The organism is Hydrogenophaga sp., assembly GCF_041913525.1.
Classification (GTDB): Bacteria; Pseudomonadota; Gammaproteobacteria; order Burkholderiales; family Burkholderiaceae_C; genus Hydrogenophaga.
In genome coordinates this window covers 408106-432344 of sequence record NZ_JAYSFD010000001.1, presented here as the reverse complement: position 1 = coordinate 432344, position 24239 = coordinate 408106, and the positions used below count along the sequence as shown (strand labels likewise).

Sequence of the window (24239 nt, the reverse complement as noted above, 5' to 3'; positions counted from 1 at the left end):
GTGCTTACCCTCAAGCCGGGGATCATGCTACCGATGGGGTGGCAGTCCGTTCACCTGGGAGACAAAGCGCGATGCCCGATAACCCGTCACCCGAGCGACGTCCCCCGCTGCTGCGCCACCTGTGCCTGATGGTGCCCCGCCTGGAGCCCGCCGTGGCCACGCTTCGGGCGGCCTTCGGGCTGGAGGTGGCCCACCGCGAACCACTGGTGGGCATGTGGGACGTTGAGAACGCGGTGATGCCGGTGGGCACGCACTTCCTGGAGTGCTGCGCACCCCTGCGCCCGGGCTCAGCGGCCGCACGCTACCTGACCAAGCACCCGCAAGGCGGGGCCTATCTATTGGTGATGGCCTGCGACGACCTGCCCCGGCGCCGCGCCCGGCTGGACGGCATGGGCATTCGCGTGGTGACGGAGTTGTGCACGCCGGGCTTTCGCAACCTGCAGATGCACCCGCGCGACACCGGCGCCTGCATGCTGGAGTTCAACCACCACAACAACAGCCAGGCACCCCTGGGCCCCTACGCGCCAGCCGGCCCGGCCTGGCAGCGCGCCATCCGCACCGATTGGGTGGACGGCCTGAGCGCGGTGGAGGTGCGCTCGCGCACGCCCGAACGCCTGGCCGCGCATTGGGGGCGCATCACCGAAACCCCGGTGACGCGCAATGCACAAGGCCCCTTGCTGCGCCTGGGCACCACGGTGCGCTTCGCCCTGGCCGACGACGACGAGCCCCAGGGCATTGCGGTGGTGGAGCTCAGCGCCCGCCACCCAGAGGCCACCCTGGCGCGCGCCCTTCGCGCCGGGGTGCTGCCCGGCTCACGGCCAGACACACTGGCCCTCTTCGGCCTGGACTTCCGCTTGGTGCCACCGGCCTGAGCGGCTGGCGGCACCAGCGGCCTCACAACACCTCAAACACCCCGGCCGCGCCCATGCCGCCGCCAATGCACATGGTCACGCACACGCGCTTGGCGCTACGGCGCTTGCCTTCGATCAGGGCATGGCCGGTCAGGCGCTGGCCGCTCACGCCATAGGGGTGGCCCAGGGCAATGGCGCCGCCGTTCACGTTCAGGCGATCGGCCGGAATGCCCAGCTTGTCGCGGCAGTACAGCACCTGCACCGCGAAGGCTTCGTTCAGTTCCCACAGGTCAATGTCGTTCACCGTGAGGCCCAGCTTCTTCAGCACCTTGGGCACGGCGAACACCGGGCCGATGCCCATCTCATCAGGCTCGCAACCGGCCACGGCGAAGCCTAGGAAACGGCCCAGGGGCTTGAGGTGATGGCGGCTGGCGTACTGCTCGCTCACCACCACGCAAGCGCCCGCGCCGTCGCTGAACTGGCTGGCATTGCCGGCACTCACCAGGCCACCGGGCAAGGCACTGCGGATGCCCTTGATGCCGTCGTAAGTGGTGCCGGGGCGAATGCCCTCATCGGCCGACACCGTGACCTCGCGCGTGCACATGCCCAGCGTCGGGTCCACCACGCCAGCCAGCACGGTGACGGGCACGATCTCATCGCGGAACAGCCCTTGAGCCTGCGCAGCCGCCGCCTTTTGCTGGCTTGCCGCGCCGTATTCGTCCATCTGTTCGCGGCCAATGCCGTAGCGATGCGCCACGGTCTCAGCCGTTTGAAGCATCGACCAATAGATGGCGGGCTTGTGTTGCGCCAGCCAACCATCGGTAGCCATGTGGGCGTTGGCCTCGTTCTGCACGCACGAGATGCTCTCCACGCCGCCGGCCACGTACACATCGCCCTCCCCGGCGATGACACGCTGCGCGGCCATGGCAATGGTCTGCAGGCCGCTGGAACAGAAGCGGTTGATGGTGACGCCGCTGGTGGACACGGGCAGCCCGGCACGCAGCGCCGCCTGGCGCGCGATGTTGCCGCCGGTGGCGCCCTCGGGCGTGGCGCAGCCCATGAGCACGTCTTCGACGGCCCCGGGCTCGATGCCGGCGCGGGCCACGGCGGCCTGCACGGCGAAGCCGCCCAGGGTGGCGCCATGGGTCATGTTGAATGCGCCCTTCCAGCTTTTGGCCAAGGGCGTGCGGGCGGTGGAAACAATGACAGCTTGGGTCATGACAAAAGCTCCGGTGAATAGATTCAGGTGAGGGTCTTGCCCTGGGCCAGCAGTTGCACCAACAGCGGTGCCGGCTGCCAAAAGGCCGCATCGTCCAGCGGGTTGGCGGCGAAGCGGCGCATGCGCTCGATCACCTCAAATAGGCCCACCGTGTCGGCGTAGCACATGGGGCCGCCGCGCCAGGCCGGGAAGCCGTAGCCCGTGAGATAGACCATGTCGATGTCGCTGGCCTTGCTGGCGATGCCGTCTTCCAGGATGCGCGCGCCCTCGTTCACCAACGCCAGCACCAGGCGCTGCACGATCTCCTCATCCGAAATCTTGCGCGGCTTGATGCCCAGGGCCTGGCGGTGCTCGGCAATCATCTGCTCCACCTCGGCGTTGGGGATGGCGTCGCGCTTGCCCGGCACGTAGTCGTACCAGCCCTTGCCCACCTTCTGGCCAAAGCGGCCGCGCTCGCACAGCAGATCGGCCGTCTTGCTGTATTTCATGTCGGGCTTTTCCTGGTAGCGGCGCTTGCGAATCGCCCAGCCAATGTCGTTGCCCGCCAGGTCGCCCATTCGGAAGGGGCCCATGGCAAAACCAAATTTCTCGATGGCGCGGTCCACCTGGGCCGGGGTGCAGCCTTCGTCCAGCAGGAAGCCGGCCTGGCGGCCGTACTGCTCGATCATGCGGTTGCCAATGAAGCCGTCGCACACGCCCGAGACCACCGCCACCTTCTTGATGGTCTTGGCCACGGCCATGACGGTGGCCATCACGTCCTTGGCGGTCTTGGCGCCGCGCACCACTTCCAGCAGCTTCATCACGTTGGCCGGGCTGAAGAAGTGCAGGCCCACCACGTCTTGCGGGCGCTGGGTGAAGGCGGCGATCTTGTCCACGTCCAGGGTGGAGGTGTTGCTGGCCAGGATGGCGCCGGGCTTCATCACGGCGTCCAACTGGCGGAACACCTTTTCCTTCACGCCCAGCTCTTCAAACACGGCCTCGATCACCAGGTCGGCGTCTTTGAGGTCGTCGTAGCTGGTGGTGGTGGTGAGCAGGGCCATGCGCTGCTCGTACTTGTCTTGCTTGAGCTTGCCCTTCTTGACCTGCGCTTCGTAGTTCTTGCGCATCACGCCCACGCCACGGTCGATGGCTTCCTGGCTCATCTCCAAGATGGTCACCGGAATGCCGGCGTTGAGGAAGTTCATCGAGATGCCGCCGCCCATGGTGCCGGCGCCGATCACGGCCACGCGTTCGATCTTGCGCTTGGGCGTGTCTTCGGGCACATCGGGGATTTTCGCCGCCGCGCGTTCGCCGAAGAAGGCGTGTCGCAGGGCCTTGCTCTGCGGTGTGTCCAACAGGGCCATGAAGCCGGCGTGTTCTTCGGCCAGGCCCTCGTCATAGGCCGCCTGCACCGCCATTTCCACGCAGTCCACGTTGCGCAGCGGCGCCGGGTAGTGCGGCTGACTGGCCTTGAGGGTGTTGCGCGCGAACTGGAAGTAGCCGTCGGGGTTGGGGTGGCTGGCGCGCAGATCGCGTACCCGGGGCAGCGGCCGCCGCTGCGCCACCTCGCGCGCCAGCGCCACGGCAGCGTCCACCACATCGCCCTGCTCCACCAGGCGGTCAAACAGGCGCTGGCCTGGCTGCGCCGCCAGCCGCTCGGCGGGCATGGCCACGCCGGTGACGATCATGTTCAGGGCGGTCTCAACGCCCAGCAGGCGCGGCAGGCGTTGCGTGCCGCTGCCGCCGGGCAAGAGACCCAACTTCACCTCGGGCAGCGCCACCTGTGTGCCAGGCGTCACCACCCGGTAGTGGCAGCCCATGGCCAGCTCCAGCCCACCGCCCATCACCACGCCATGAATGGCGGCCACCACCGGCTTGCCGGCCTGCTCGATGAGGTCGATCAGGTTCAACAGGTGGGGCTGCGCCATCGCCTCGGGAAAACCGAATTCGCGAATGTCCGCACCCCCACAAAAGCCACGCCCGGCGCCAGTGAGCACCACCGCGTGCACGGCAGCGTCGGCCAGCGCGCGCTGCATGGCGCCGGCAATGAATCGCCGATTGGCCAGCCCCAGGCTGTTGACCGGCGGTGTGTCCATGGTGATGACGGCGACCCCGTCCCTGACTTCATAACGCTCGCTCACGGTGGCTTCCTCTTGTGTTGAACAGAAGCCGGTGATCGTGCCCAGGCAGGCGCGTCGTCGCATCAGAACTTCGCATGCGGCGGATGAAAAGCCTGCATGCAGCCAAGGGCTCGGCGGGGCAACATGGGCCCATGAACACACTCTCCTTCGACACCCTTCCCCAGTTCGTGGGCAAGACCTTGGGCACCTCGGCCTGGATCGACATGCCGCAAAGCCGCATCGACGCCTTCGCCGACTGCACCGAGGACCGCCAGTGGATCCACATCGACGTGGAGCGCTCTTTGAAGGAAAGCCCCTTCGGTGCCCCCGTGGCACACGGCTTTCTCACGTTGTCCCTGCTGCCCATCACCATCTACGAGGTGTTCGACGCACTGAAGGCGCGCAAGTCGGTGGCCTATGGCATCGACAAGGTGCGCTTCATTTCTCCGGTACGGGCCGGTGCCCGCGTGCGCAACCACATCAAGCTGCTGTCGGCCGAGCGCCGCGACGACGGTTTCTGGCTGCTTCGCCTGGAGCACACCGTCGAGATCGAAGGCGAGCCCAAGCCCGCGCTCATCGCGGTGACGCTGGGCCTGCTGTCTCCGGCCTGATCTCCCATCCTCAACCCATCACCTCACACCCCATGCACTTCGAGCACTCCCCCAAGGTTCAGGACCTGCAGCAGCGCCTGCTGCGCTTCATGGACGAGCACATCTACCCCAACGAAGAGCGCCGCGAGCGCGAGGCCCGCGCCAGCGGCGCCAACACCCCCAGCTACGGCACGCTGCCACTGATGGAAGAGCTCAAGGAGAAGGCCCGGGCCCAGGGCCTTTGGAACCTCTTTCTGCCCGAGAGCGGACACGGCCCCGGCCTGAGCAACCTGGAATATGCGCCGCTGTGCGAGATCATGGGCCGGCGCTACTGGTCGGCCGAAGCCTTCAACTGCAACGCGCCCGACACCGGCAACATGGAAGTGCTGGCCCGATACGGCACGCCCGAGCAGCAAGAGCGCTGGCTCAAGCCGCTGCTGGCGGGCGAGATCCGCTCGTCCTTTGCCATGACCGAACCGGCCGTGGCCTCGTCAGATGCGACCAACATCGAGTGCAGCATCCGCCGCGACGGCAATGACTACGTGATCAATGGGCGCAAGTGGTACATCACCGGCGCCATGAACGAGCGCTGCCAGATCTTCATCCTGATGGGCAAGACCGACCCGGACAACCCCAACCGCCACCAGCAGCAATCGATGATCCTGGTGCCGCGCGACACCCCCGGCGTGACCGTGGTGCGCGACATGACCCTGATGGGCGTGTACGACCCGCCCTTCGGCCACCCCGAGGTGCTGTTCGACAACGTGCGCGTGCCAGCCTCCAACATCCTGCTGGGCGAAGGCCGTGGCTTCGAGATCGCCCAGGGCCGCCTGGGGCCGGGGCGCATTCACCACTGCATGCGCATGATCGGCATGGCCGAGTCGGCGTTGGAGATGATGTGCCAGCGCGTGGTTTCGCGCGTGGCCTTCCACAAGCCGCTCTCAGACCAGGGCGTGTGGCGCGAGCGCATTGCCCGCGCCCGCATGCTGATCGACCAGACGCGCTGGATGGTGCTGCACACCGCCTGGCGCATGGACACGGTGGGCAACAAGGTGGCCGCGAAAGAGATTGCCATGATCAAGGTGCTGGCGCCCAACAACTGCATCCAGGTGATCGACGATGCCATGCAGGCTTTTGGCGCCGCGGGCCTGAGCCAGGACACCTTGCTCACCACCTTTTATGCCTATGCCCGCCATCTGCGCGTGGCCGATGGCCCCGACGAGGTGCACCGCAACGCCATTGCCAAACAAGAGTTGGGCGGCTACCTGGCCACCGCGCGCTGATCGGCGAGGCACGCGACAGGACGGGGCAACCCGGCCTGCGCCCTCTCCCACCACGAATCCCCGCCGATGCGGGGATTTTTTGTGCCTATCGGTAAGCGAAGCGCATGCCTGCGGGCGCGCGGTCTGCCGGGTCCACCAACAGGCGGCGCAGCAGCTTGCCTGTGCCAGAGGCTGGCAGCCCCTGGCTCAGCACCACTGATCGCGGCACCTTGTAGTGCGCCATGTTCTGCAAGCACCAGCGGATGATGTTTTCCTCGGCCTCGTGGCCATGCGACTGCGTGGCCCGCTTGGCCGCCACCGACTTGAGCACCACATACGCCCGCAGCGCCTCACCCAGGTTGGGGTCGGGGCAGCCCACCACCGCCACCTGCTGCACGTCGGGGTGCGTGGCCAGAATGGCCTCCACCTCTTCGGGAAACACGCTGTAACTCCAGACCTTGATCATCTCTTTGCGGCGGCCCACGAAAGTGAGGTACCCCTCATCGTCGAGCACACCGATGTCACCGGTGCGCGTCCACCCGTCCACCACGGTCTCAGCGTTGGCATCGGGGCGCCGCCAATAGCCTTTGAAGGGCACCGGGCTGCGCAGCCAGATCTCGCCGCGGCAACCCACCGGCAGGTCGTCGCCCGAGTCAGGGTCAACAATGCGCACCTCCACCCCTGGCGCTGGCCGGCCATTGGTGCCCCACTTGATCGCGTCGCGCGGCATGATGGTGTCGCAGGTGTGCGTCTCGCTCAGCCCATAACCGGCCTCGTAAATCTCGCAGCCGCCGGCAAACGATGCCCAGCGCTCGGCCAGGGTCTGCGTCAGCTGCACGCCGAAGCTGGTGGCCACCGTGCCCCTGAGCGAAGACAAATCGAAGGTATGGGCGTCGTCGCAGCTCATCACCGCGGGCAATGACGGCGCCATGGTGTACCACCAGCTCACCTTGCACGCCTCGATGGCCTGCAACACCGCCGGCGCGTCGAAGCGGTGCAGCAGCACCACCGTGGCCCCGGCATAAACCGGCAAGGTCAAGCCGGTGACCAGGCCCGAGATGTGGTGCAGGGGCGTATCGGCCAGCATCACATCGTCGGCATCGATGCCAAACCCATCGGCACCCACCGCTGTCTTGTACAGCGCGTTTTCGTGGCTGAGCATGGCCCCTTTGGGCAAGCCGGTGGTGCCCGAGGTGTACACCATCATGGCGACGTCGTTGAGGTCAACCACCTCCGGCAAAGGACAAGGCGGCGCATCGTCCAGTGCCTGATCGAAGTCGATGGCAAACACCGGGCGCACCGGCGCAGGATCGCCCGGCAGGCGCACCTCGGGGGGCACGTCCATGGCCACCACACGGGGCAAGCAGGCTCCGTAGTCCACCGCAAACACATGCGGCACCGTGGGAAAAACGCCCGCCTCGGCCACGACGCCCAGCAACTCATCGCCAGACACGACGGCGCTGGCGTCCACCTCTCGCACCTGATGCCCCAGCTCATACGCCTTCGCGTGCGGATTACAGGGGCTGACGATGGCGCCGACTTTTTGTGCGCCGAAGTGCGCCACGTGGTACTGCGGGCAGTTGTGCATGAAAAGCACCACCACATCGCCCGGGCCAATTCCGCGGGCCAGCAGACTGCGGGCAAACCGGTCGCTGCGTTCGTCCAGTTCGGCGTAGGTGATGCGTCGCCCGTACCAGATCAGGGCAGCCTTGTTCGGCGTGCTGCGGGCGTGCGCCCGCAGGTGGTCGTGCAGTGGCCGTCGGCCATGGCGGTAACCATTCATTCGCACTTGTCTCCTTGTCCGTCTCGTGGGCCCCGGCAATCGGGGCTGCGGCATGGGTGCAAGCCGGTTTGTGCCAACCGGTCTATCGTGCGAACAATTATGTGGGGCAGGAGAGAGCAGCGCGCAAGCAACTTCCATGAATATTCGGCATGCAGGCGCATAGCGTCGGTGCATGCCGCCAAGGGGCGCCCTCGCCCCCCTGGGGCATCACAGCACCTCGTCGCGGGTCTTGCGCTCGCGACGGGCGGGTGCTGCCTCGGCCACGTTCCCCTGCGCCTTGAGGTAGGTCAGGATCGGTTGGGTGGTGCGCTCCAACTCTTCCAGAATGCCTTGACGCGCCGCCTCCGGTTCGGCCCGGCGCAGGCCACGCAGCACCGCCAGGTGCGGGTGTTGCTTGCGCGGCTTGGCCATGGGGAACCGGTCCAGTGCCCGCATGAGAGGGCCGCACTGCAACCAGAGCCCCTCCACCATGCGCAGCAGCACCGGCATGCGCGCCAGTTGGTAAACGCCCATGTGAAAGCGCTCCGACTCGGCGCGGGCACCGGCCGTGTCACCGGCGTCGCTTAAGGCCGCCATGCGCTCGTGGATCGCCTCCAGTCGGGCCAGGTCAGCGGCGGTGGCGTGCAGAGCGGCACGAGCAGCTGCCTGCCCCTCCAGCACCATGCGAAGCTCCAGCACTTCATTGAAGCGCTCTTCGTCCATCACCGGCACCCGCACCGAGTGATGGCCCACCTGTTCAAGCGCCTGCTCAGAAATCAGCCGGGCCAGTGCCTCGCGCACCGGCGTCGGGCTGATGCCCATTTCCTGTGCCAGGTCGCGCAGCTTGAGCTTCTCGCCCGGGCCGAATCGCCCTGCCTTCAGGTCGCGGCACAGGCGCTCATAAGCCTGCCCGTTGAGGCTTTTGCGAGCGAGTTGGGTGCCGTCCATTTCCTGATCGTCATCCATGTCTTTCCTTCTCGCCCGGCTTCCTTGTCACCGGGCCATAAAAAAAATTTGTCATATTTTATTCGGCATCACGAAGGCACCCCATCAGCGCCCGGTGAACGCAGGCGCCCGCTTCTCCAGGTAATGCGCCACGCCTTCGCGAAAATCCTCGCAGCCAAATGAGGCCACCATGTCCCGGTCGGCCTGTCGCCAGGCTTCGTCCAGGCTCTGAAACAGGCTGTCCCACACCTGGCGCTTGATCACCCCGATCGAGCGGGGTGAGGAGGTGTGCACCATCTCGCGCGCCAACACCTGCACCGCGCCGAGAAAGCCCTCTTGCGGCAGCGCCTTCACCAGACCCATGGCCGCGGCCTCTTCGGTAAGCACCGGGCGGGCGGTGAGCAAAAGATCCAGCGCCTGGGTGGGGCCCACCAGGCGTGGCAGCATCCACGAGGCACCGTGCTCGGCGATGAGGCCACGGCGGGCGAAGGCCGTGGTGAGCTTCTGTCCCTGCGCCATGTAGCGGAAGTCGCAGAACAGCGCCATGCACAGGCCAATGCCCGCGATGGGGCCATTGATGGCGGCGAAGATGGGCTTGGGCACACGCAGCAAGTAGCTGAAGCGGTGCGCGTAATTGGCGTCGATACCCTCGCCTTCACCGTACACCGGCGCCGAGGCGTCGTCGGCCGACGGGTCGCCCGCCACGCCCGCCTCCAGAATGGACATGTCAGCCCCCGCACAGAAGCCCCGCCCTGCCCCGGTGACCACAATGGCGCGCACGCCGTTGTCTTGCGACGCGTTCTGCACCGCCGAACGGAATTCGCTCTCCATGCGCGGCGTCCAGGCGTTGAGCTTGTCGGGGCGATTGAGGGTGATGGTGCACACCGTGTCGGCCACGGCCACGGCAATGTCTTGGTAAGCCATGCGCTGCCCCTTCACGCTTCGCCGCGCACCATGGCGCCACCATCCACCGTGATGGTGGTGCCCGTGATAAAGCGACCGGCGGGCGAGCCCAGCAGCAAGGCCGCACCCGCAATGTCCTCGGGCTCGCCGATCATGTTCAGCGGGCTTGAGGCCAGCGCACCGGCCAGCGTCTGCGGGTTGTCCCACAGTGCCTTGGCGAAATCGGTTTTCACCAGGCCGGGGGCGATGCAGTTCGCCCGAATGCCCTGCTTGCCCCATTCCAGCGCCAGGTTGCGCACCAGCTGCATGTCGGCTGCCTTGGAGATGGCGTACGCCCCCAAAACGCGTGAGCCGGTGTAGCCCGAGATGGAGCTGACGATCACGATGGCGCCGCCACCCCGCGCGGCCATGCCGGGCGCCACCCGGTTGACCAGCCACAGGTTGGACAAGATGTTCACGTCCAACACCTTGCGAAAGGCATCGTCCGGAATCTCGGCCATGGGCCCATAGAAGGGGTTCACCGCTGCGTTGCACACCAGCACATCGGCCGGCCCGAAGGCCTTTTCGGTCTGATCAACGAGGGCATGGATCTGCTCCTTGCTGGAGATGTTGCAGGGCACCGCAATGGCCTCGTGCCCCTCGGCCCGCAGGGCCTTGGCCACGGCGTCGCAGGCGTCGGCCTTGCGGCTGGTGATGACCACACGCGCCCCGGCACGGGCATAGGCCTCGGCAATGGCACGGCCAATGCCTCGGCTGGAGCCAGTCACGATGGCGGTCTTGTCTTTGAGCGAAAACAGGTTCATGGGGGTCTCCTCCTGGCCCGGCGGGCTCATCGGTTGTGAAACTGCGGGGCGCGCTTCTCGACAAAGGCGCGCGCTGCCTCTTGGTGGTCTTCGGTCATGCCGCAGCGAATGTGGCGAATGGCCTCATGGTCGAGCGCCTGCGCCAGCGTGGCGCCTTGCTCGGCGAAGTTCAGGTTGGCCTTGATGTGGCCCAGGGTGATGGTGGGGCCATTGGCCAGACCCTGAGCCAGTGCCTGGCCCTGCTCATCCAACGCATCGTCGGGCACCACGCGCGCCACCAGCCCCATCTGCAAGGCCTCGTCCGCCTTGAGCACGGGCGAGAGCAAGGCGAAGGCTCGCGCCCGCGGACCCAGCAGCTTGGTGAGGAAATAGGTGCTGCCGAAATCACCCGACAGGCCCACCTTGGCAAAAGCCGAGGTGAGCTTGAGCGTGTCGCTGGCCACGATCAGGTCACAGGCCAAGGCCAGAGACAGACCGGCACCGGCCACCGCCCCACGAGCAATTGCCACCGTGGGCTTGGGCATCTCGTGCAACAGGCGGGCGCATTCCATGTGCTCACGCAGCATCTGGCTGCGCTCTTCCAGCGTCTGGACCACGCCGTCGTCTTCGGCCATGGCCTTCACGTCACCTCCCGCGCAGAACGCCCGCCCGGCGCCGGTGAGCACCACCGCCCGCACCGCCGGGTTCACGGCGGCCTGTCGCAGCGCCACCAGCAGCGCCTCGGTCATGTCCACGGTGAGGGCGTTCAGGCGCTCGGGCCGGTTGAGCGTGAGGGTGAGCACGCCGTGGTCAAGGCGCGCCAGAAGTTCCTGGGTCATGGCTTCTCCAAAAAGGTAAGCGGCGATCAGGCAGCGCCGCAGGACGGTGAGAGATCGGAAGGTGTCTGGGCGCGGCCCAGCCAGTCGGCAAAGACCTCCGCGCTGTGTGCGCCCACCGGCGCAATGGGGTGACGCACGCGCAGCGGGGTATGAGACAAATGGATGGTCACGCCCTGCATGGGCACCGCCTGTCCACCCATGTCCATCTCGACGATGTGCCCGCGGTGGCGCAACTGCTCACTCTGGGCCACCTCCGCAATCGTGGCCACCTTGGCGCAGGGCACACCCTCAGCCTCCAGACGGGCCACCAGTTCATCTGCCGTGTGCTGGCGCATCCAGTTGACGACCTCGGCCTCGATGGCCTCGACGTGATCGCGCCGGGCCGCCATGGTCGCGAAGCGGGCATCGGCCAGCAGATCGGGCCGCCCCATGGCGCGCACCAGGCGGGGGAACATGTTGTCGTCGCCGGCCACGATGAGCACGTACCGACCGTCGCCAGCCTCAAAGGTATTGGACGGCGCCACGTAGCGGTCTCGGCTGCCGCGGCGCGTCATCTGCGTGCCTGACAGCGCGTACTCGGGAATGGCCGTCATCAACATCGAGGTGGCGCTCTCCAGCAAAGAGACATCCACCAATTGCCCGCGCCCCGTGGCGTGGCGCGCATTCAAGGCGGCCAGCACCCCCAGGGCCGCGTACATGCCGGTGGTGTAGTCGCACATGAACGAGCCGATCATGGTGGGCGGCCCATCGGCGGGCCCCGTGAGCTCCATCAGGCCGCTCATGGCCTGCGCCACACCATCGAAGCATTGTTTGTGGGCCAAAGGCCCGTCCTGGCCAAAGCCCGAAATGCGAGCCATGACCAGCCGCGGGTTGAGCGCCTGCACCTGCTCCCAGCCCAGGCCCATCTTCTCCATGGTGCCGGGGCGAAAGTTCTCCACCAGCACATCCGCCTGGGCGATGAGATCGCGCAAGTCCGCCTGAGCGGCCGGGTCTCTCAAATCCAGCGCCAGGCTCTTCTTGTTGCGGTTCACGATGAAGGTATAGAGGCTGGTGCCCGCCACCTGCGGTAACGCCCGGCGCGCGTACTCGCCCTCGCCGGGCGGCTCCACCTTCACCACCTCGGCGCCCATGTCGGCCAGCATCATGGCGCAGTAGGGGCCCGCAATGAAGCGAGAGAGATCCAGAACGCGAACACCGGCAAGGGCTGTCATGGGTTCAAAAGCATGTGTCGTCGAATTGACGTTTTTGTTATAACATATTTTAAATCGGCGTGACGCCAAACCAAAAAACAAGGAGACAGCATGTACCTTCGCTTGCGCCAGTTGTGCCTGGTGGCCCACCAGCTCGATCCAGTGGTCGACGACCTGTGCGCCATCTTTGGCGTGCGCGTCTGCCACCGCGATCCCGACGTAGGCCAGTTCGGCCTGCACAACGCCTTGATGCCCTTTGGCACCAGCTTCGTTGAAGTGGTCGCCCCCGTCGTCGAAGGCACCACCGCGGCCCGCTACCTGCAGCGGCGCCAGGGCGATGGCGGCTACATGGTGATCCTCGACAGCGATGGCCTTGACCGCTGGCGCCCGCACCTCGCTGACCTGGGCGTTCGCATCGCGGCTCCGCTGGCGATTGGCGATTACGAAGGCGCCCAGCTACACCCCAGAGACACCGGAGGCGCCCTGCTGGAAATCAACACCACCCAAAACGGCGCGGACCTGATGGGCCCCTATTGGCCCGCCGGCCCCCATTGGCAGCCCTTCGTGGCCACAGACCGGGTCGAGGCCATCGTGGGCGCTGTGCTGCAAAGCGATCAACCTCAGGCATTGGCCGAGCGCTGGGGTGCCATCCTTCGCCGCCCGATTGAAGCCCAAGGTGGCGGCTGGCGCTTGGCGCTGGACAACGCCCACCTGCGCTTCGTCCAAGCCCAGGACGGCAGGGGCGAGGGCCTGTTCGGCATTGACCTGCGGTGCCACGACGCGCAGGCCATCGTCCGGGCAGCCGCCCAACGAGGCCGCCCCACCCAAGGCCAGGCCGTCAACGTCGGCGGCGTCTGGTTCTTTCTGCAACCCTCTTCGCACAACGCATGACCATGGAACTCGCCTTCTCTCACGCCGAGCAAGCCTTCGCCCGCGAAGTGCACGATTTCATCCAAGCCAACCTGCCCGATGACATCCGCCAGCGCGTCGAACACGACTTGCACCTCACCCGCGACGACTACATGCGCTGGCAACAGATCCTGGGCCGCCAAGGTTGGCACACCTACACCTGGCCACGGGAACACGGCGGCCCGGGCTGGAGCGCCGTGCAGCGCTACATCTTCGAAAAGACCAGCGCCGAACTGAACTGCCCCACCATCCAGCCCTTCGGGCCGCGCATGGTGGGCCCGGTGATTTTCAACTTCGGCTCAGAGGCCCAGAAAGCCCAGCACCTGTCCGGCATCCGCGACTCGACGGTCTGGTGGTGCCAGGGCTACTCCGAACCCGCCTCGGGCTCCGATTTGGCCTCGCTGGCCACTCGCGCCGACGACGCTGGTGACCACTACGTCGTCAACGGCCAGAAGATCTGGACCTCTTATGCCCACTACGCAAACTGGATGTTCTGCCTCGTGCGCACCCAGCGCGGCACGCGGCCCCAGGAAGGCATTTCGTTTCTGTTGATCGACATGACCACGCCGGGCATCGTGGTCCAACCCATTCCCATGCTGGAGGGCACGCACTCTTTCAACACCGTTTTCTTCACCGATGTGAAAGTGCCCAAGGCCAACCTGGTGGGCGAAGAGGGCCAGGGCTGGCGTTACGCCAAGTTTCTGCTCGAACATGAGCGGGTGGAGAACTCGAACATTGGATTCTCGACCTTCGCCATGCGCCGGCTGCACCGCGTGGCCAAGAGCGTGATCCAGCACGGAAGACCGCTCTTGGAAGACCCTGTTTTCCGATCCAAAGTCAGTGCCGTGGAGGCACAACTCAAGGCGCTGGAAATCAACACATTGCGAGCCCTGTCGGCCATGGGCAGCGGCAGCTCACCCGGCGCGGGCCTGGCCTCATCCCTGAAGATTCGCGGCACCGAAATTGGTCAGCGCATCAGCGAGCTCATCTGCGAGGCCGCCGGGCCGCAAGGGCAGGCACTTGACCCCGTCCTGCTCAGCGGCCAAGGCGACATGGCAGGCATCGAACCGAGCCTGATCGGCGCTCCTGCCAACTACTTCTGGCGCCGTGCCATGTCCATCTATGGCGGCAGCAACGAAATCCAGCGCAACATTATTGCCAAGCAAGTGCTGGGCCTTTGAGGCCACCTGGGGAGCTGACGGAGTCGCACCGGACACCCAATCCGCCCCGCTCACCCCGCCGACCAGCGCGTCCAGAGCGCGGACGCCGGGTAGCGGAATTCCCACCATGGGATTTTTGCGTACCCCAGATACGACAAAGCCCGGTCAGAAACCGGGCTAAATCGTTGATTTATTTGGGGTGGCTGATGGGACTCGAACCCACGACAACAGGAATCACAATCCTGGACTCTACCAACTGAGCTACAGCCACCGCAAGCCTCAAATTATAGCCTGAAATTGCCAGGCCTCAGCGAACTTCTCCTGCAGCGGGCGCCACAGGCTTGGCCACCTTGATGACTGCCTTGTGACGGGCCTTGAGCAGCTCGTAATACGCCTGGCCTTCCGCCGAGGCCCACCACTGGTTGTATTGCTGCACTTCGCGGGCCACCTGGGCCGCCGGACGAGCCTCGGCAGGCAGCACCTTCTCTACCTTGACCACGGCATAACCGCGATCGGGGAGGTTGACGCCAATCCAGGCCGGCAGTTGCTTGGGGTCGGCGCTCAAGGCAGCATTCAACACACCCGCCAACTGGTTCTGCGGCGTGGCGCGCGACAGCGTCAGGGCTGGGCCCAGACCGGCCACCTCCCCCCCGCTCTTGCCTGCTTGCAACTGCTTCTCGCCTTCTGCCTTGGCGAGCTCGGTGGCTCGCTGGGCGATCAGTTTGGCACGCACCGTCTCACGAACGTCGGCCAGCGCCAAGGTGTGAGCGGGCGAGTGTTTCACCACGCGGGCCGCGGTCAACTGGCTGGCCCCCGTCTCCACGGCTTCGGTGTTGCGCTTGCTGCTGACCGACTCGGGAGAAAAGATGGCGGCCAGCAACCGTTCATTGGCCAGCACGGTACCCGCCAGACCCTGGCGCTGCAGGCCTTGCGCGGTCTGCACCTTGAGCTTCAAGCGATCGGCGGCGGCCTGCAGGCTGTCGGCCTGTTCGTAGACCGTGTTGCTGAACACGTCGGCCGCTTCGGCAAACTGGCGTTGGGCTTGCTGCTTTTTCAGGTCTGCCTCCAGCTGAGCTCGCACCTCGTCGAAGCTGCGCTTGGGCGGCGACTTGATGTCGGTGAGCTGGATGATGTGAAAACCAAAATCGCTCTCCACCACATCGGAGATCTGGCCCTTCTTGAGCGAATAGACCGCGTCTTCAAAAGGCTTGACCATGGCACCGCGACCGAAGAAATCCAGGTCGCCACCGCGTTCGGCTGAGCCCGGGTCTTGCGAATTGGCCTTGGCCAGTGCGGCAAAGCGCTTGGGGTCTTTGCGCAGCTCGGCCAGCAGGGCGTCGGCCTTCTGGCGCACGGCGGCTTTGTCCGCAGCCGATGCGCTGGGCGCCACGTTCAAGAGGATGTGGCTGGCACGGCGCTCTTCCTCGCCAGCCAGGCGCGCGGCGTTCTGTTCGTAATATGCGCGCACGTCCGCCTCGTTGAGGGCGATGGTCTTTTCCAGAGCGGCCGCGTCAAGCACGAGGTATTCCACATCCACCTGCTCCGGCGCTTGGAACTGCGCGGTGTTGGCGTTGTAGTAGGCCTCGATCTCGGCGTCGCTGGGGTTCACCCGAGAGGCGAAGTCACCCGAATTGAACAAGGCCACGCGGGCCTCGCGGCGCTCAAAGAAGGCATTGAGCGACACATTGGCCAGCTCACCCGTGGCGAAGCCCGAGGCCAGCAAGCCCTGGATCACCTGGCGCTGGGACAGGTCGGCCCGAACGGATGCCTCAAACCCTTCAGGCGTCAGGCCCTGGCGGGCCAGCAACTGGCGGTAAACCTCCACGTCAAGCGAGCCATCGGCCTTGCGCAGTGAGGCAATGGCTTCGTTCTGCTGCAGGTCGCGAGCCAGACGGGTGTCGCTGGTGTAGAGGTGCAAATCGGCAGCGGCGGCGGCCAGCACACGCTGACGCACCAGACGCTCCAGGGTGGCGTAGCGAGCTTCGTCGCTGTCGAGCAGCTTCGCGTCAAGCTGGGGCATGGCCTGACGCAGGCGTTGCGACTCTTGCTGGTGGGCCTGGTCCCACTCGACCTTTTTGATCTTGTGGCCATCCACCGTGGCGACGGCGTCCCCTCCCTCGTTGAAGCGCGAATAGCCCTCGATGCCGAACAGCACGAACGAAGGAATGATCAGGATCATCAAGAAGCCCATGAGGTACTTCTTGTGATGGCGGATGGTGTCAAACATGCCTAGGGCCCTGTGTCTTCTGAAGGGATGAAACCAACGATTCTGCCCAACAAAAAAGGCGAACCGTTGTTCGCCTTTTGTATTCGATTGGTTGGTGGGTGCTGACGGGGTCGAACCGCCGACCTACGCCTTGTAAGGGCGCCGCTCTACCGACTGAGCTAAGCACCCAACCTGGAAAATCGAACCGGTGCTCAGTTCAGAGCGTCCTTGAGGGCCTTGCCCGGACGGAACTTCGGCACCTTGGCGGCCTTGATTTTAATCTCGGCGCCGGTGCGGGGATTGCGGCCCTTGCGAGCGGGGCGCTTGGTGACGGCAAACGAACCGAAGCCCACCAGCGACACGGTGCCACCCTTCTTCAGGGTGGTGCGGATGGCGGTGATGGTGGAGTCGAGCGCGCGGGTGGCGGCGGCCTTGGAGATATCTGCGTGCTTGGCGATGTGTTCGACGAGTTCGGTTTTGTTCACGAATAGCCCCTCAGGAAAGGAATTGGATGAATCGTGTGGTCGGGATAGATGTGGTTTTCGCTCGGTGCCGTCATGTGACTTCGGGCCACCAAAAACCGCGCCTGGTGTGTGCTGCAACGCGCTTGCGGGCCCAGGCCAAGCCATTAGACCCACGCGCTGGAACCCCTGTCAATACAGCAGGCACGACACAGTGGATCGGCCGACACGAGCGGCGGATTCTAGTCCCATTCGATCACCCCTCCCCTGGGGTTTCACCCGGCGACGTAGCGCGCAATCGCCTGTCCCACCTCGACGGTGCTCGCATTTCCCCCGAGATCTCGCGTGCGCGGGGCTCCGTTTTGCGGGTCAAGCGCACGCTCGACAGCCGACAGAATGGCGTCGTGAGCCGCCCGGTGGCCGAGGAAGTCCAGCATCATCGCGCCGCACCAGATCTGCCCAATCGGGTTGGCGATGCCCTGGCCTGCGATGTCGGGCGCCGACCCGTGCACCGGCTCGAACAATGACGGAAACTTCCGCGTCGGGTTGAGGTTGGCGCTGGGCGCGATGCCGATGGTCCCGGTACAGGCGGGCCCCAGGTCGGACAGGATGTCACCGAACAGGTTGCTGCCCACTACCACGTCGAAGAAGTCGGGGCGCTGCACGAAGTGCGCGGTGAGGATGTCGATGTGGAACTTGTCCACCTTCACGTCCGGGTACTCCTTGGCCATGGCCTCCACGCGCTCATCCCAATAGGGCATGGTGATGGCGATGCCGTTGCTCTTGGTGGCGCTGGTGAGGTGTTTCTTTGGCCGCGTGCGCGCCACCTCAAACGCATAACGCAGCACGCGGTCCACGCCGTGGCGAGACATCACCGTCTCCTGCATCACGATCTCGCGCTCGGTGCCGCCGTACATGCGCCCGCCGATGCTGCTGTATTCACCTTCGGTGTTCTCGCGCACGATCACCATGTCAATCTCGCCGGGCAGGCGTGGGCTGCCGTCGCGCCGCACCACGGGCGCGATCACCCCAGGCATCAAGCGTGCCGGGCGCAGGTTGATGTACTGGTCGAACTCGCGACGGAACTGCAGCAGCGAGCCCCACAGCGAGATGTGATCGGGGACGGTGTCGGGCCAGCCCACCGCGCCGAAGTAGATGGCGTCATGACCACCGATCTGCGTTTTCCAGTCGTCAGGCAGCATCTGGCCATACTTCAGGTAGTAGTCGCAGCTCGCGAAATCGAAGTGATCGAACTGCAAGGGAATGTTGAAGCGCTGGGCCGCTGCCTGCAGCACGCGCAGGCCCTCTGGCATGACCTCGGTGCCAATGCCATCGCCCGGGATGACAGCAATTCGATGGGGACGCATGGGGTTCTCCTGGTGAAAAGTGGATCCAAGCATATCGTCGCCATTGGCAATAATCCTTCACCTCATTGCTTCCTGGACATCAACAAATGGATCGCACCGATCTGGAGCTGGTGCTCTGCGTTCAACAGCACGGCAGCATGGCCGCGGCAGCGGTTCAGCTTGGCATCACCCGCTCTGCCGTCACCCGCCGCCTGGCCGCGCTGGAGGCCCACCTGGGCGTGCGGCTGTTCCAGCGCACCACCCGGCGGGTGAGCACCACGGCCGAGGGCGATGCCTTCTGCGAACGCGCGCAGCGGCTGCAACACGATTTTCTGGCCCTGGAGGCAGAGCTGCGCGAGCGCCAGGCTGAACCAGCCGGCCCTATTCGCCTGTTGTCGAGCTTTGGTTTTGGGCGTCGCTGGGTCGGACCCGCATTGGCCGACTTTCAATCGTTGCACCCGGGCGTGAGCGTGCAATTGCAGCTGTCCGATCACCTGCCAGACCTGGCCGCAGAGGGCTTCGACGCGGCCGTGTGGCTTTGGCATCCACCACCGCAGCGCGCCGGGGAATGGGTGGCCAGGCGACTGGCGCCCAACCGGCGCGTGCTGGTGGCCGCACCTGCCTACCTGCAGGTCCATGGGCGCCCGGCGCGCCTGGAAGACCTGGAGCAGCACCGTTGCCTGCTGGTGCAAGAACACACCGACGCCATGCCCGCGCGGGTTCACCATTGGGCCTTGCAGCGCGAGGGCGACGAGACCATTCAGCGCGTGGTGGTGCGCGGTCCTCTGTCCAGCAACTCGGGAGAGCTGGTGCGCGATTGGTGCGCGGCCGGTCACGGCATCATGCTTCGCAGCCTGTGGGACATTGCGCCCCAACTGGGCAACGGTGAACTGGTTCGGGTGTTGCCACGCTGGAGCCAGCACGACGCCGATGTGCACTGGCTGGCGCCCTGGCGGGCGCGGGTGCCACGGCGTGTGCAGTTGCTCAGCGAGTTCCTGCAAAAGCGCTTTGTGCGCGAACCCTGGCGGCCGCGCAGCCGTTCATGAGCTGCGCCCGGCGCGCACCACCAGCCACACGCCCAGCGCCGTGAGCGCAGTGCCCAGCAAGGTGCTCAGGGTGATGGGCTCGCCAAACAGCAGCCAGGCCAGCACCGCCGTGCACGGCGGCACCAGGTACATCAGGCTGGTCACGGCGGTGGCCGCGCCGCGCTGGATCAGCACGTACAACAGCGAACTGCCGCCCAGTGTCAGCACCAGAACCGACCAGGCCAGAGCCCCCACGAGCTCGGGGTGCCAGTCCATGCCACCGGCCTCCCAGACGACCCATGGCAGCGTCACCGCCAAGGCGGCGAGCAATTGCACGGCGTTGGCCGATCGCACGTCACAGGGTTGCACAAAACGCTTCTGGTACAGCGTGCCGGTGGTGATCGACGCCAGGGCCACCACGGCCATGGCGACATTGCCCCACGTGGCCGAATCGCCCGGCCCGCCGGCGCTGAACTTGTGCGACACCACCAACATCAGGCCAAGCAAACCCAGTCCAAGGCCCAGCCACTGCCGGGCACTGACGCGAGCACCGGTGGCCGACACCCACAGCGCGGTGATGACCGGCTGCAGGCCCACGATCAGGGCCGACAAGCCCGCCCCCATGCCCGCCTTCACCGCCATCCACACCCCACCCAGATAGCCCGCGTGCATGAGCATGCCGGTCACGGCCAGGTGCACCCACTGAGCGCGAGAAGTGGGCCAGGGCACGCGGGCCAGCGCGATCCAGACCACGAAGCACAGCACCGACAAGGCGTAGCGCCAGGACAGAAAGGTGAGCGGCGGCGCGTGTGGCATGCCGTAACGCGCCACGATGAAGCCTGTGCTCCAGATCAGCACAAACACGGCGGGCACCCACGCCCACGCACTGGCGGAGGGGCGCGCGGGCGTCATGTTGGAGGTTCAGCGGGCCCGGGCCCGGATTTCAGGCAGTGCCTTGCGCAGGTAGTACACCATCGACCAAATGGTGAGAACCGCTGCCACCCAGATCAGCACCTGGCCCCAGAGGTGGGTGTCGATCACGCCAAAGAGCGTGCCGTTGAACAGCAAGAAGGGAATGGCCACCATCTGCACCGTGGTTTTGAGCTTGCCGATCATGTGCACCGCCACGCTCTTGGTGGCCCCGATGATGGCCATCCATTCGCGCAGGGACGAGATGGCGATCTCGCGGCCGATGATGATCAGGCCCACGAACACATCGGCCCGGCCCAGGTGCACCAGCACCAGCAGGCTGGCGCACACCAGAAACTTGTCGGCCACCGGGTCCAGAAAGGCGCCAAAGGCCGAGGTCTGCTTGAGCTTGCGCGCCAGGTAGCCGTCGGCCCAGTCGGTGAGCGCGAACACGACAAACAGCACCGTGGCCGACAAGTTTTGCTCGGCTGGCGTCAGGCCGTCCCAATAGAACACCCCGACGATCAGCGGAATCGCGACGATGCGGGCCCAGGTCAGCAGGGTGGGTAGGTTAAAAAACATGTTGCGATTATGCGGGGGCGATCGCGCGCAGGTTTGTCACTTTTGGGGTGACTGCGTCAATGCAAGGCGCGGTAGATGGCATCGGCCAGCTCGGCTGAGATGCCTTCCACCGTGGCCAGGTCTTCCACGCTGGCCGCGGCCACACCGCGCACGCCACCAAAACGCTGCAGCAGCCGCGCCCGTTTCTTGGGACCGACACCCGGAATGTCCTCCAGCTGGCTGCCGCCCACCCGGGCCTTGGCGCGCTGCGCGCGCATGCCCGTGATGGCGAAGCGGTGCGCCTCATCGCGGATCTGCGCCACCAGCATCAGGGCGGCCGAGTCGTGCCCCAGGTAAACCTTGTCGCGGCCATCGGCAAACACCAGCTCCTCCAAGCCCACCTTGCGGCCCTGCCCTTTTTCCACGCCCACGATGATGGACAGGTCAAGCCCAAGCTGCTCGAACACCTCGCGGGCCACGCCCACCTGCCCCTTGCCGCCGTCGATCAGCACCAAGTCGGGCATGCGTGGTCCGCTGGGCGCGTCGCCAGCAGCTTTCTCTGCCTCGCCTTCTGAGGACTCGGTCTGGGCCAGCGCCGCGGCATCGCCTTCGTTGGCGCGAATGGCCTGGGCGATCTTGCCGTAGCGGCGCATGAGCGCCTGGCGCATGGCGGCGTAGTCATCGCCTGGCGTGATGCCGTCGATCTTGTAGCGGCGGTACTGGGCGCTCTGCATCTTGTGGTCCTCGAACACCACGCAGGACGCCTGGGTGTGTTCGCCGGCCGTGTGCGAAATGTCGAAGCACTCGATGCGCAGGGTGTCGAGCTGGTCGTCGGGGAGTTGCAGCGCATCGGCCAGGGCACGCGTGCGGGCCTGCTGGCTGCCCTCTTCCGCCAGCAGGCGGGCCAAGGCAATGTCGGCATTTTTCTGCGCCATCTCCAGCCAGATGCGGCGGTGCTCGCGCGGGTTGTGCACCGCGCTCACCTTGCGCCCGCTCTGCTCGGTGAGGGCGTCGATCAGGTCTTTCGAGACGGCGTGGCTGGTCACCAGCACGTTGGGCATTGCCGTGCCCAGGTAGTGCTGGGCAATGAAGGCCTCCAGCACGCGCACCGCCGTGCGCTCGGTCGGGTCACCGTCCGGGGCGGTGTCGGCCAGCAGTTCGTCGATGGCGCTGGCGTCGTCCACGTGGGCAGGGAAGTACGGCCGGTCACCCAGGTGTCGGCCGCCACGCACCATGGCCAGGTTCACGCAGGCGCGGCCGCCGTGCACCTTCACCGCCAGGATGTCCACGTCCTGGTCGCTGCCGGTCTCCATCGACTGCTGGTGCAGCACGCGCGAGAGCGCGGTGATCTGGTTGCGAATCTCGGCGGCCTGCTCGAACTCGAGCTTTTCCGCGTGCGCCAGCATGCGGCGCTCCAGTTCGTCGAGCACCGCCTGGGTTTCCCCGCGCAGGAAGCGCTCGGCGTCGCGCACATCGCGGGAATAGTCTTCCTGGTCGATCAGGTCCACGCAAGGCCCGCTGCAGCGCTTGATCTGGTACAGCAGGCAGGGCCGCGTGCGGTTGGCGAACACCGTGTCTTCGCAGGTGCGCAGGCGAAACACCTTCTGCAGCAGCGTGATCGACTCTTTCACCGCCCAGGCGCTGGGATAAGGCCCGTAGTAGCTGTGGCGCCGGTCCACAGCGCCCCGGTAGTAGGCCATGCGCGGAAACGCCACCGAGGGCGATGGCATGGCGGCGGCGGTGCGGAAGGTCTCGCGGGTGCCGGTGATCTTGAGGTAGGGATAGCTCTTGTCGTCGCGGAACAGGATGTTGAACCGCGGGTTGAGCGTCTTGATGAGGTTGTTTTCCAGCAGCAGGGCCTCGGCCTCGCTGCGCACCACCGTGGTCTCCAGCCGCACGATCTTGCTGACCATGTGACCAATGCGCGTGCCCCCGTGGTCTTTCTGAAAGTAGCTGGAGACGCGCTTCTTGAGGTTGCGCGCCTTGCCCACGTAGAGCAGCTGGCCCTGCGCGTCGAAATAGCGGTAGACGCCAGGCAGCGGCGGCAGCGCGGCCACCTCGGCCAGCAGTTGTTCGGAATGCACCTCGGACATAGCCGCGTATTGTGGCGCCCGCGAATGCGGCAAGATCGCGCCCCATGCCAAACCCCTTGCCCGCTCAGCCCCCGTTGCGCTGGGACATCTTCTGCCGCGTCATCGACAACCACGGCGACGCAGGCGTCTGCTGGCGCCTGTGCTTTGACCTGGCCAGTCGCGGCCAACACGTGCGCCTGTGGATCGATGACCCCTCGCCACTGACGTGGATGGCGCCCCAGAGCGCGCCCGGGGTCGCGGTGCACCGCTGGGACTGCGACTTTCACCTCAGCGACGCGGTGCCCGGTGACGTCTGGATCGAGGCCTTCGGGTGCGAGCTGCCCGATGCTTTTGTGGCCGCCCGCCAGGCCACTCCGGTGTGGCTGAACCTGGAGTACCTGAGCGCTGAGCCGTATGTGGAGCGGATGCACCGCCTGCCCTCGCCCGTGATGCGCGGCCCGGGCGCGGGCCTGACCAAGTGGTTCTTCTACCCGGGCTTCACCGAGCGCACCGGTGGCCTATTGCGCGAGCCCGACCTGATGGCGCGGCGCCAGGGCTTTGACGCGACCCGGTGGCTGACAAGCCACGGTCTGCCGACGGACGGCCGTCGCATCACGCTGTTCTGCTACGAGCCCGCCAGCCTGCCCAAGGTAATGGCCCAGGCCGACGCGCACTGGCTGGTCACCCCGGGGCGCCCGGCGCGCGCGGTGGAGCGGATCGCGCAGAAGGCCGGCCAGGTGCACCCCCTGCCATGGCTCACCCAATACGACTTTGATCACCTGCTGTGGGCCAGCGATTTCAACGCCGTGCGGGGTGAAGACTCGCTGGTGCGTGCTCTCTGGGCCGGCCAGCCCTTCGTCTGGCACATCTACCCTCAGGACGACGACGCTCACCACGCCAAGCTCGACGCCTTTCTCGACTGGATGGACGCCCCTGAGTCGATGCGAGCCTTTCACCGCCACTGGAACGGCATCGACACCCGGGACGCGGGGTGGCCGGGCTGGGCAACGGTGGATGGCTGGCGAGACTGCGTGTTGGCCGCCCGCGCGCGCCTGCTGGCCCAGCCTGACCTGACAGAACAGCTCCAGCGCTTCGTACTGGAAAAGCGATAAAATCAGGGGCTTTGCGAAAACGGCCGGATCGATCCA

21 protein-coding genes and 2 tRNA genes are annotated in these 24239 nt (G+C 66.0%); 7 read left to right on the top strand and 16 right to left on the bottom strand.

The window, feature by feature from the left end:
• The first annotated feature begins 71 nt into the window (after window positions 1-71).
• Entirely contained in the window at window positions 72-872 is an 801-nt protein-coding gene (locus ACE3RQ_RS02100) for a VOC family protein (RefSeq protein ID WP_374519415.1), read from the top strand.
• Window positions 873-894: 22 nt separating this feature from the next.
• On the opposite strand, the gene ACE3RQ_RS02095 is transcribed toward ACE3RQ_RS02100, so the two are convergent.
• Window positions 895-2070, bottom strand: coding sequence for an acetyl-CoA C-acyltransferase (locus tag ACE3RQ_RS02095; RefSeq protein WP_374519413.1), 1176 nt, complete (start codon window positions 2068-2070; stop codon window positions 895-897).
• A 23-nt stretch (window positions 2071-2093) separates the two neighbouring features.
• Entirely contained in the window at window positions 2094-4190 is a 2097-nt protein-coding gene (locus ACE3RQ_RS02090; protein ID WP_374519688.1) for a 3-hydroxyacyl-CoA dehydrogenase NAD-binding domain-containing protein, read from the bottom strand.
• Between the two features lie 131 nt (window positions 4191-4321).
• Here ACE3RQ_RS02090 and ACE3RQ_RS02085 point away from each other — a divergent pair, with 131 nt between their 5' ends.
• Together ACE3RQ_RS02085 and ACE3RQ_RS02080 are read left to right on the top strand one after the other, a co-directional pair.
• Entirely contained in the window at window positions 4322-4780 is a 459-nt protein-coding gene (locus ACE3RQ_RS02085) for a MaoC family dehydratase (RefSeq protein ID WP_374519412.1), read from the top strand.
• A 32-nt stretch (window positions 4781-4812) separates the two neighbouring features.
• The gene (locus ACE3RQ_RS02080) at window positions 4813-6042 is read left to right on the top strand and encodes an acyl-CoA dehydrogenase family protein (RefSeq protein WP_374519410.1); all 1230 of its coding nucleotides are present in this window, start codon (window positions 4813-4815) and stop codon (window positions 6040-6042) included.
• An 85-nt stretch (window positions 6043-6127) separates the two neighbouring features.
• On the opposite strand, the gene ACE3RQ_RS02075 is transcribed toward ACE3RQ_RS02080, so the two are convergent.
• The 6 genes from ACE3RQ_RS02075 to ACE3RQ_RS02050 all read right to left on the bottom strand — a co-directional run bounded on the left by ACE3RQ_RS02075 (window position 6128) and on the right by ACE3RQ_RS02050 (window position 12463).
• Window positions 6128-7804, bottom strand: a complete 1677-nt coding sequence (locus ACE3RQ_RS02075) for an AMP-binding protein (protein WP_374519408.1) — start codon at window positions 7802-7804, stop codon at window positions 6128-6130.
• A gap of 207 nt (window positions 7805-8011) precedes the next feature.
• Window positions 8012-8749, bottom strand: coding sequence for a GntR family transcriptional regulator (locus ACE3RQ_RS02070; protein ID WP_374519406.1), 738 nt, complete (start codon window positions 8747-8749; stop codon window positions 8012-8014).
• 84 nt (window positions 8750-8833) lie between these two features.
• Window positions 8834-9652 (bottom strand): enoyl-CoA hydratase-related protein, encoded by an 819-nt coding sequence (locus ACE3RQ_RS02065; RefSeq protein ID WP_374519404.1) that lies wholly within the window; start codon window positions 9650-9652, stop codon window positions 8834-8836.
• Window positions 9653-9663: 11 nt separating this feature from the next.
• Window positions 9664-10434, bottom strand: a complete 771-nt coding sequence (locus tag ACE3RQ_RS02060; protein WP_374519402.1) for an SDR family NAD(P)-dependent oxidoreductase — start codon at window positions 10432-10434, stop codon at window positions 9664-9666.
• A gap of 26 nt (window positions 10435-10460) precedes the next feature.
• Window positions 10461-11252, bottom strand: coding sequence for an enoyl-CoA hydratase (locus tag ACE3RQ_RS02055; protein WP_374519400.1), 792 nt, complete (start codon window positions 11250-11252; stop codon window positions 10461-10463).
• A 26-nt stretch (window positions 11253-11278) separates the two neighbouring features.
• Complete coding sequence (locus tag ACE3RQ_RS02050) at window positions 11279-12463, bottom strand: CaiB/BaiF CoA transferase family protein (protein WP_374519398.1); 1185 nt, start codon at window positions 12461-12463, stop codon at window positions 11279-11281.
• Between the two features lie 90 nt (window positions 12464-12553).
• On the opposite strand from ACE3RQ_RS02050, the gene ACE3RQ_RS02045 reads away from it, so the two are divergent.
• Both ACE3RQ_RS02045 and ACE3RQ_RS02040 read left to right on the top strand, forming a co-directional pair.
• The gene (locus tag ACE3RQ_RS02045; protein WP_374519397.1) at window positions 12554-13333 is read left to right on the top strand and encodes a VOC family protein; all 780 of its coding nucleotides are present in this window, start codon (window positions 12554-12556) and stop codon (window positions 13331-13333) included.
• A 2-nt stretch (window positions 13334-13335) separates the two neighbouring features.
• A complete protein-coding gene (locus tag ACE3RQ_RS02040; RefSeq protein WP_374519686.1) occupies window positions 13336-14532 on the top strand; it encodes an acyl-CoA dehydrogenase family protein in 1197 nt (398 codons plus the stop codon).
• A gap of 174 nt (window positions 14533-14706) precedes the next feature.
• On the opposite strand, the gene ACE3RQ_RS02035 is transcribed toward ACE3RQ_RS02040, so the two are convergent.
• The 5 genes from ACE3RQ_RS02035 to ACE3RQ_RS02015 form a co-directional block, all read right to left on the bottom strand.
• Window positions 14707-14782 (bottom strand) — tRNA-His (locus tag ACE3RQ_RS02035).
• Between the two features lie 36 nt (window positions 14783-14818).
• Entirely contained in the window at window positions 14819-16738 is a 1920-nt protein-coding gene (locus ACE3RQ_RS02030; RefSeq protein ID WP_374519395.1) for a SurA N-terminal domain-containing protein, read from the bottom strand.
• Window positions 16739-16830: 92 nt separating this feature from the next.
• A tRNA-Val gene (locus ACE3RQ_RS02025) sits at window positions 16831-16906 on the bottom strand.
• A gap of 23 nt (window positions 16907-16929) precedes the next feature.
• Window positions 16930-17202: an HU family DNA-binding protein gene (locus ACE3RQ_RS02020; RefSeq protein WP_066158910.1), complete on the bottom strand. Its 273-nt coding sequence runs from the start codon at window positions 17200-17202 to the stop codon at window positions 16930-16932.
• A gap of 251 nt (window positions 17203-17453) precedes the next feature.
• A complete protein-coding gene (locus ACE3RQ_RS02015) occupies window positions 17454-18545 on the bottom strand; it encodes a tartrate dehydrogenase (protein ID WP_374519392.1) in 1092 nt (363 codons plus the stop codon).
• 86 nt (window positions 18546-18631) lie between these two features.
• Between ACE3RQ_RS02015 and ACE3RQ_RS02010 the strand changes: the two genes are divergently transcribed.
• Complete coding sequence (locus ACE3RQ_RS02010) at window positions 18632-19570, top strand: LysR family transcriptional regulator (protein WP_374519390.1); 939 nt, start codon at window positions 18632-18634, stop codon at window positions 19568-19570.
• Here ACE3RQ_RS02010 and ACE3RQ_RS02005 read toward each other — a convergent pair.
• From ACE3RQ_RS02005 to uvrC, 3 genes are read right to left on the bottom strand one after another with little or no spacing between them, the layout of a single operon-like run.
• Window positions 19565-20461 carry a DMT family transporter gene (locus ACE3RQ_RS02005; protein ID WP_374519388.1) on the bottom strand — a complete coding sequence of 299 codons (897 nt, stop codon included), beginning with the start codon at window positions 20459-20461 and terminating at the stop codon, window positions 19565-19567. The genes ACE3RQ_RS02010 and ACE3RQ_RS02005 overlap by 6 nt on opposite strands.
• A 9-nt stretch (window positions 20462-20470) precedes the next feature.
• Window positions 20471-21040, bottom strand: coding sequence for a CDP-diacylglycerol--glycerol-3-phosphate 3-phosphatidyltransferase (gene pgsA / locus ACE3RQ_RS02000; protein ID WP_374519386.1), 570 nt, complete (start codon window positions 21038-21040; stop codon window positions 20471-20473).
• 56 nt (window positions 21041-21096) lie between these two features.
• Window positions 21097-23112: an excinuclease ABC subunit UvrC gene (uvrC, locus tag ACE3RQ_RS01995; protein ID WP_374519384.1), complete on the bottom strand. Its 2016-nt coding sequence runs from the start codon at window positions 23110-23112 to the stop codon at window positions 21097-21099.
• Between the two features lie 44 nt (window positions 23113-23156).
• Between uvrC and earP the strand changes: the two genes are divergently transcribed.
• Window positions 23157-24203 (top strand): elongation factor P maturation arginine rhamnosyltransferase EarP, encoded by a 1047-nt coding sequence (gene earP / locus ACE3RQ_RS01990; protein WP_374519382.1) that lies wholly within the window; start codon window positions 23157-23159, stop codon window positions 24201-24203.
• The last annotated feature ends 36 nt before the right edge of the window (window positions 24204-24239 follow it).

Coding starts and splice junctions, on each gene's coding strand:
- ACE3RQ_RS02100 (WP_374519415.1), top strand. CDS start 72: ATGCCCGATAACCCGTCACCCGAGCGACGTCCCCCGCTGCTGCGCCAC.
- ACE3RQ_RS02095 (WP_374519413.1), bottom strand. CDS start 2,070: ATGACCCAAGCTGTCATTGTTTCCACCGCCCGCACGCCCTTGGCCAAA.
- ACE3RQ_RS02085 (WP_374519412.1), top strand. CDS start 4,322: ATGAACACACTCTCCTTCGACACCCTTCCCCAGTTCGTGGGCAAGACC.
- ACE3RQ_RS02080 (WP_374519410.1), top strand. CDS start 4,813: ATGCACTTCGAGCACTCCCCCAAGGTTCAGGACCTGCAGCAGCGCCTG.
- ACE3RQ_RS02075 (WP_374519408.1), bottom strand. CDS start 7,804: ATGAATGGTTACCGCCATGGCCGACGGCCACTGCACGACCACCTGCGG.
- ACE3RQ_RS02070 (WP_374519406.1), bottom strand. CDS start 8,749: ATGGATGACGATCAGGAAATGGACGGCACCCAACTCGCTCGCAAAAGC.
- ACE3RQ_RS02065 (WP_374519404.1), bottom strand. CDS start 9,652: ATGGCTTACCAAGACATTGCCGTGGCCGTGGCCGACACGGTGTGCACC.
- ACE3RQ_RS02060 (WP_374519402.1), bottom strand. CDS start 10,434: ATGAACCTGTTTTCGCTCAAAGACAAGACCGCCATCGTGACTGGCTCC.
- ACE3RQ_RS02055 (WP_374519400.1), bottom strand. CDS start 11,252: ATGACCCAGGAACTTCTGGCGCGCCTTGACCACGGCGTGCTCACCCTC.
- ACE3RQ_RS02050 (WP_374519398.1), bottom strand. CDS start 12,463: ATGACAGCCCTTGCCGGTGTTCGCGTTCTGGATCTCTCTCGCTTCATT.
- ACE3RQ_RS02045 (WP_374519397.1), top strand. CDS start 12,554: ATGTACCTTCGCTTGCGCCAGTTGTGCCTGGTGGCCCACCAGCTCGAT.
- ACE3RQ_RS02040 (WP_374519686.1), top strand. CDS start 13,336: ATGGAACTCGCCTTCTCTCACGCCGAGCAAGCCTTCGCCCGCGAAGTG.
- ACE3RQ_RS02030 (WP_374519395.1), bottom strand. CDS start 16,738: ATGTTTGACACCATCCGCCATCACAAGAAGTACCTCATGGGCTTCTTG.
- ACE3RQ_RS02015 (WP_374519392.1), bottom strand. CDS start 18,545: ATGCGTCCCCATCGAATTGCTGTCATCCCGGGCGATGGCATTGGCACC.
- ACE3RQ_RS02010 (WP_374519390.1), top strand. CDS start 18,632: ATGGATCGCACCGATCTGGAGCTGGTGCTCTGCGTTCAACAGCACGGC.
- ACE3RQ_RS02005 (WP_374519388.1), bottom strand. CDS start 20,461: ATGACGCCCGCGCGCCCCTCCGCCAGTGCGTGGGCGTGGGTGCCCGCC.
- pgsA (WP_374519386.1), bottom strand. CDS start 21,040: ATGTTTTTTAACCTACCCACCCTGCTGACCTGGGCCCGCATCGTCGCG.
- uvrC (WP_374519384.1), bottom strand. CDS start 23,112: ATGTCCGAGGTGCATTCCGAACAACTGCTGGCCGAGGTGGCCGCGCTG.
- earP (WP_374519382.1), top strand. CDS start 23,157: ATGCCAAACCCCTTGCCCGCTCAGCCCCCGTTGCGCTGGGACATCTTC.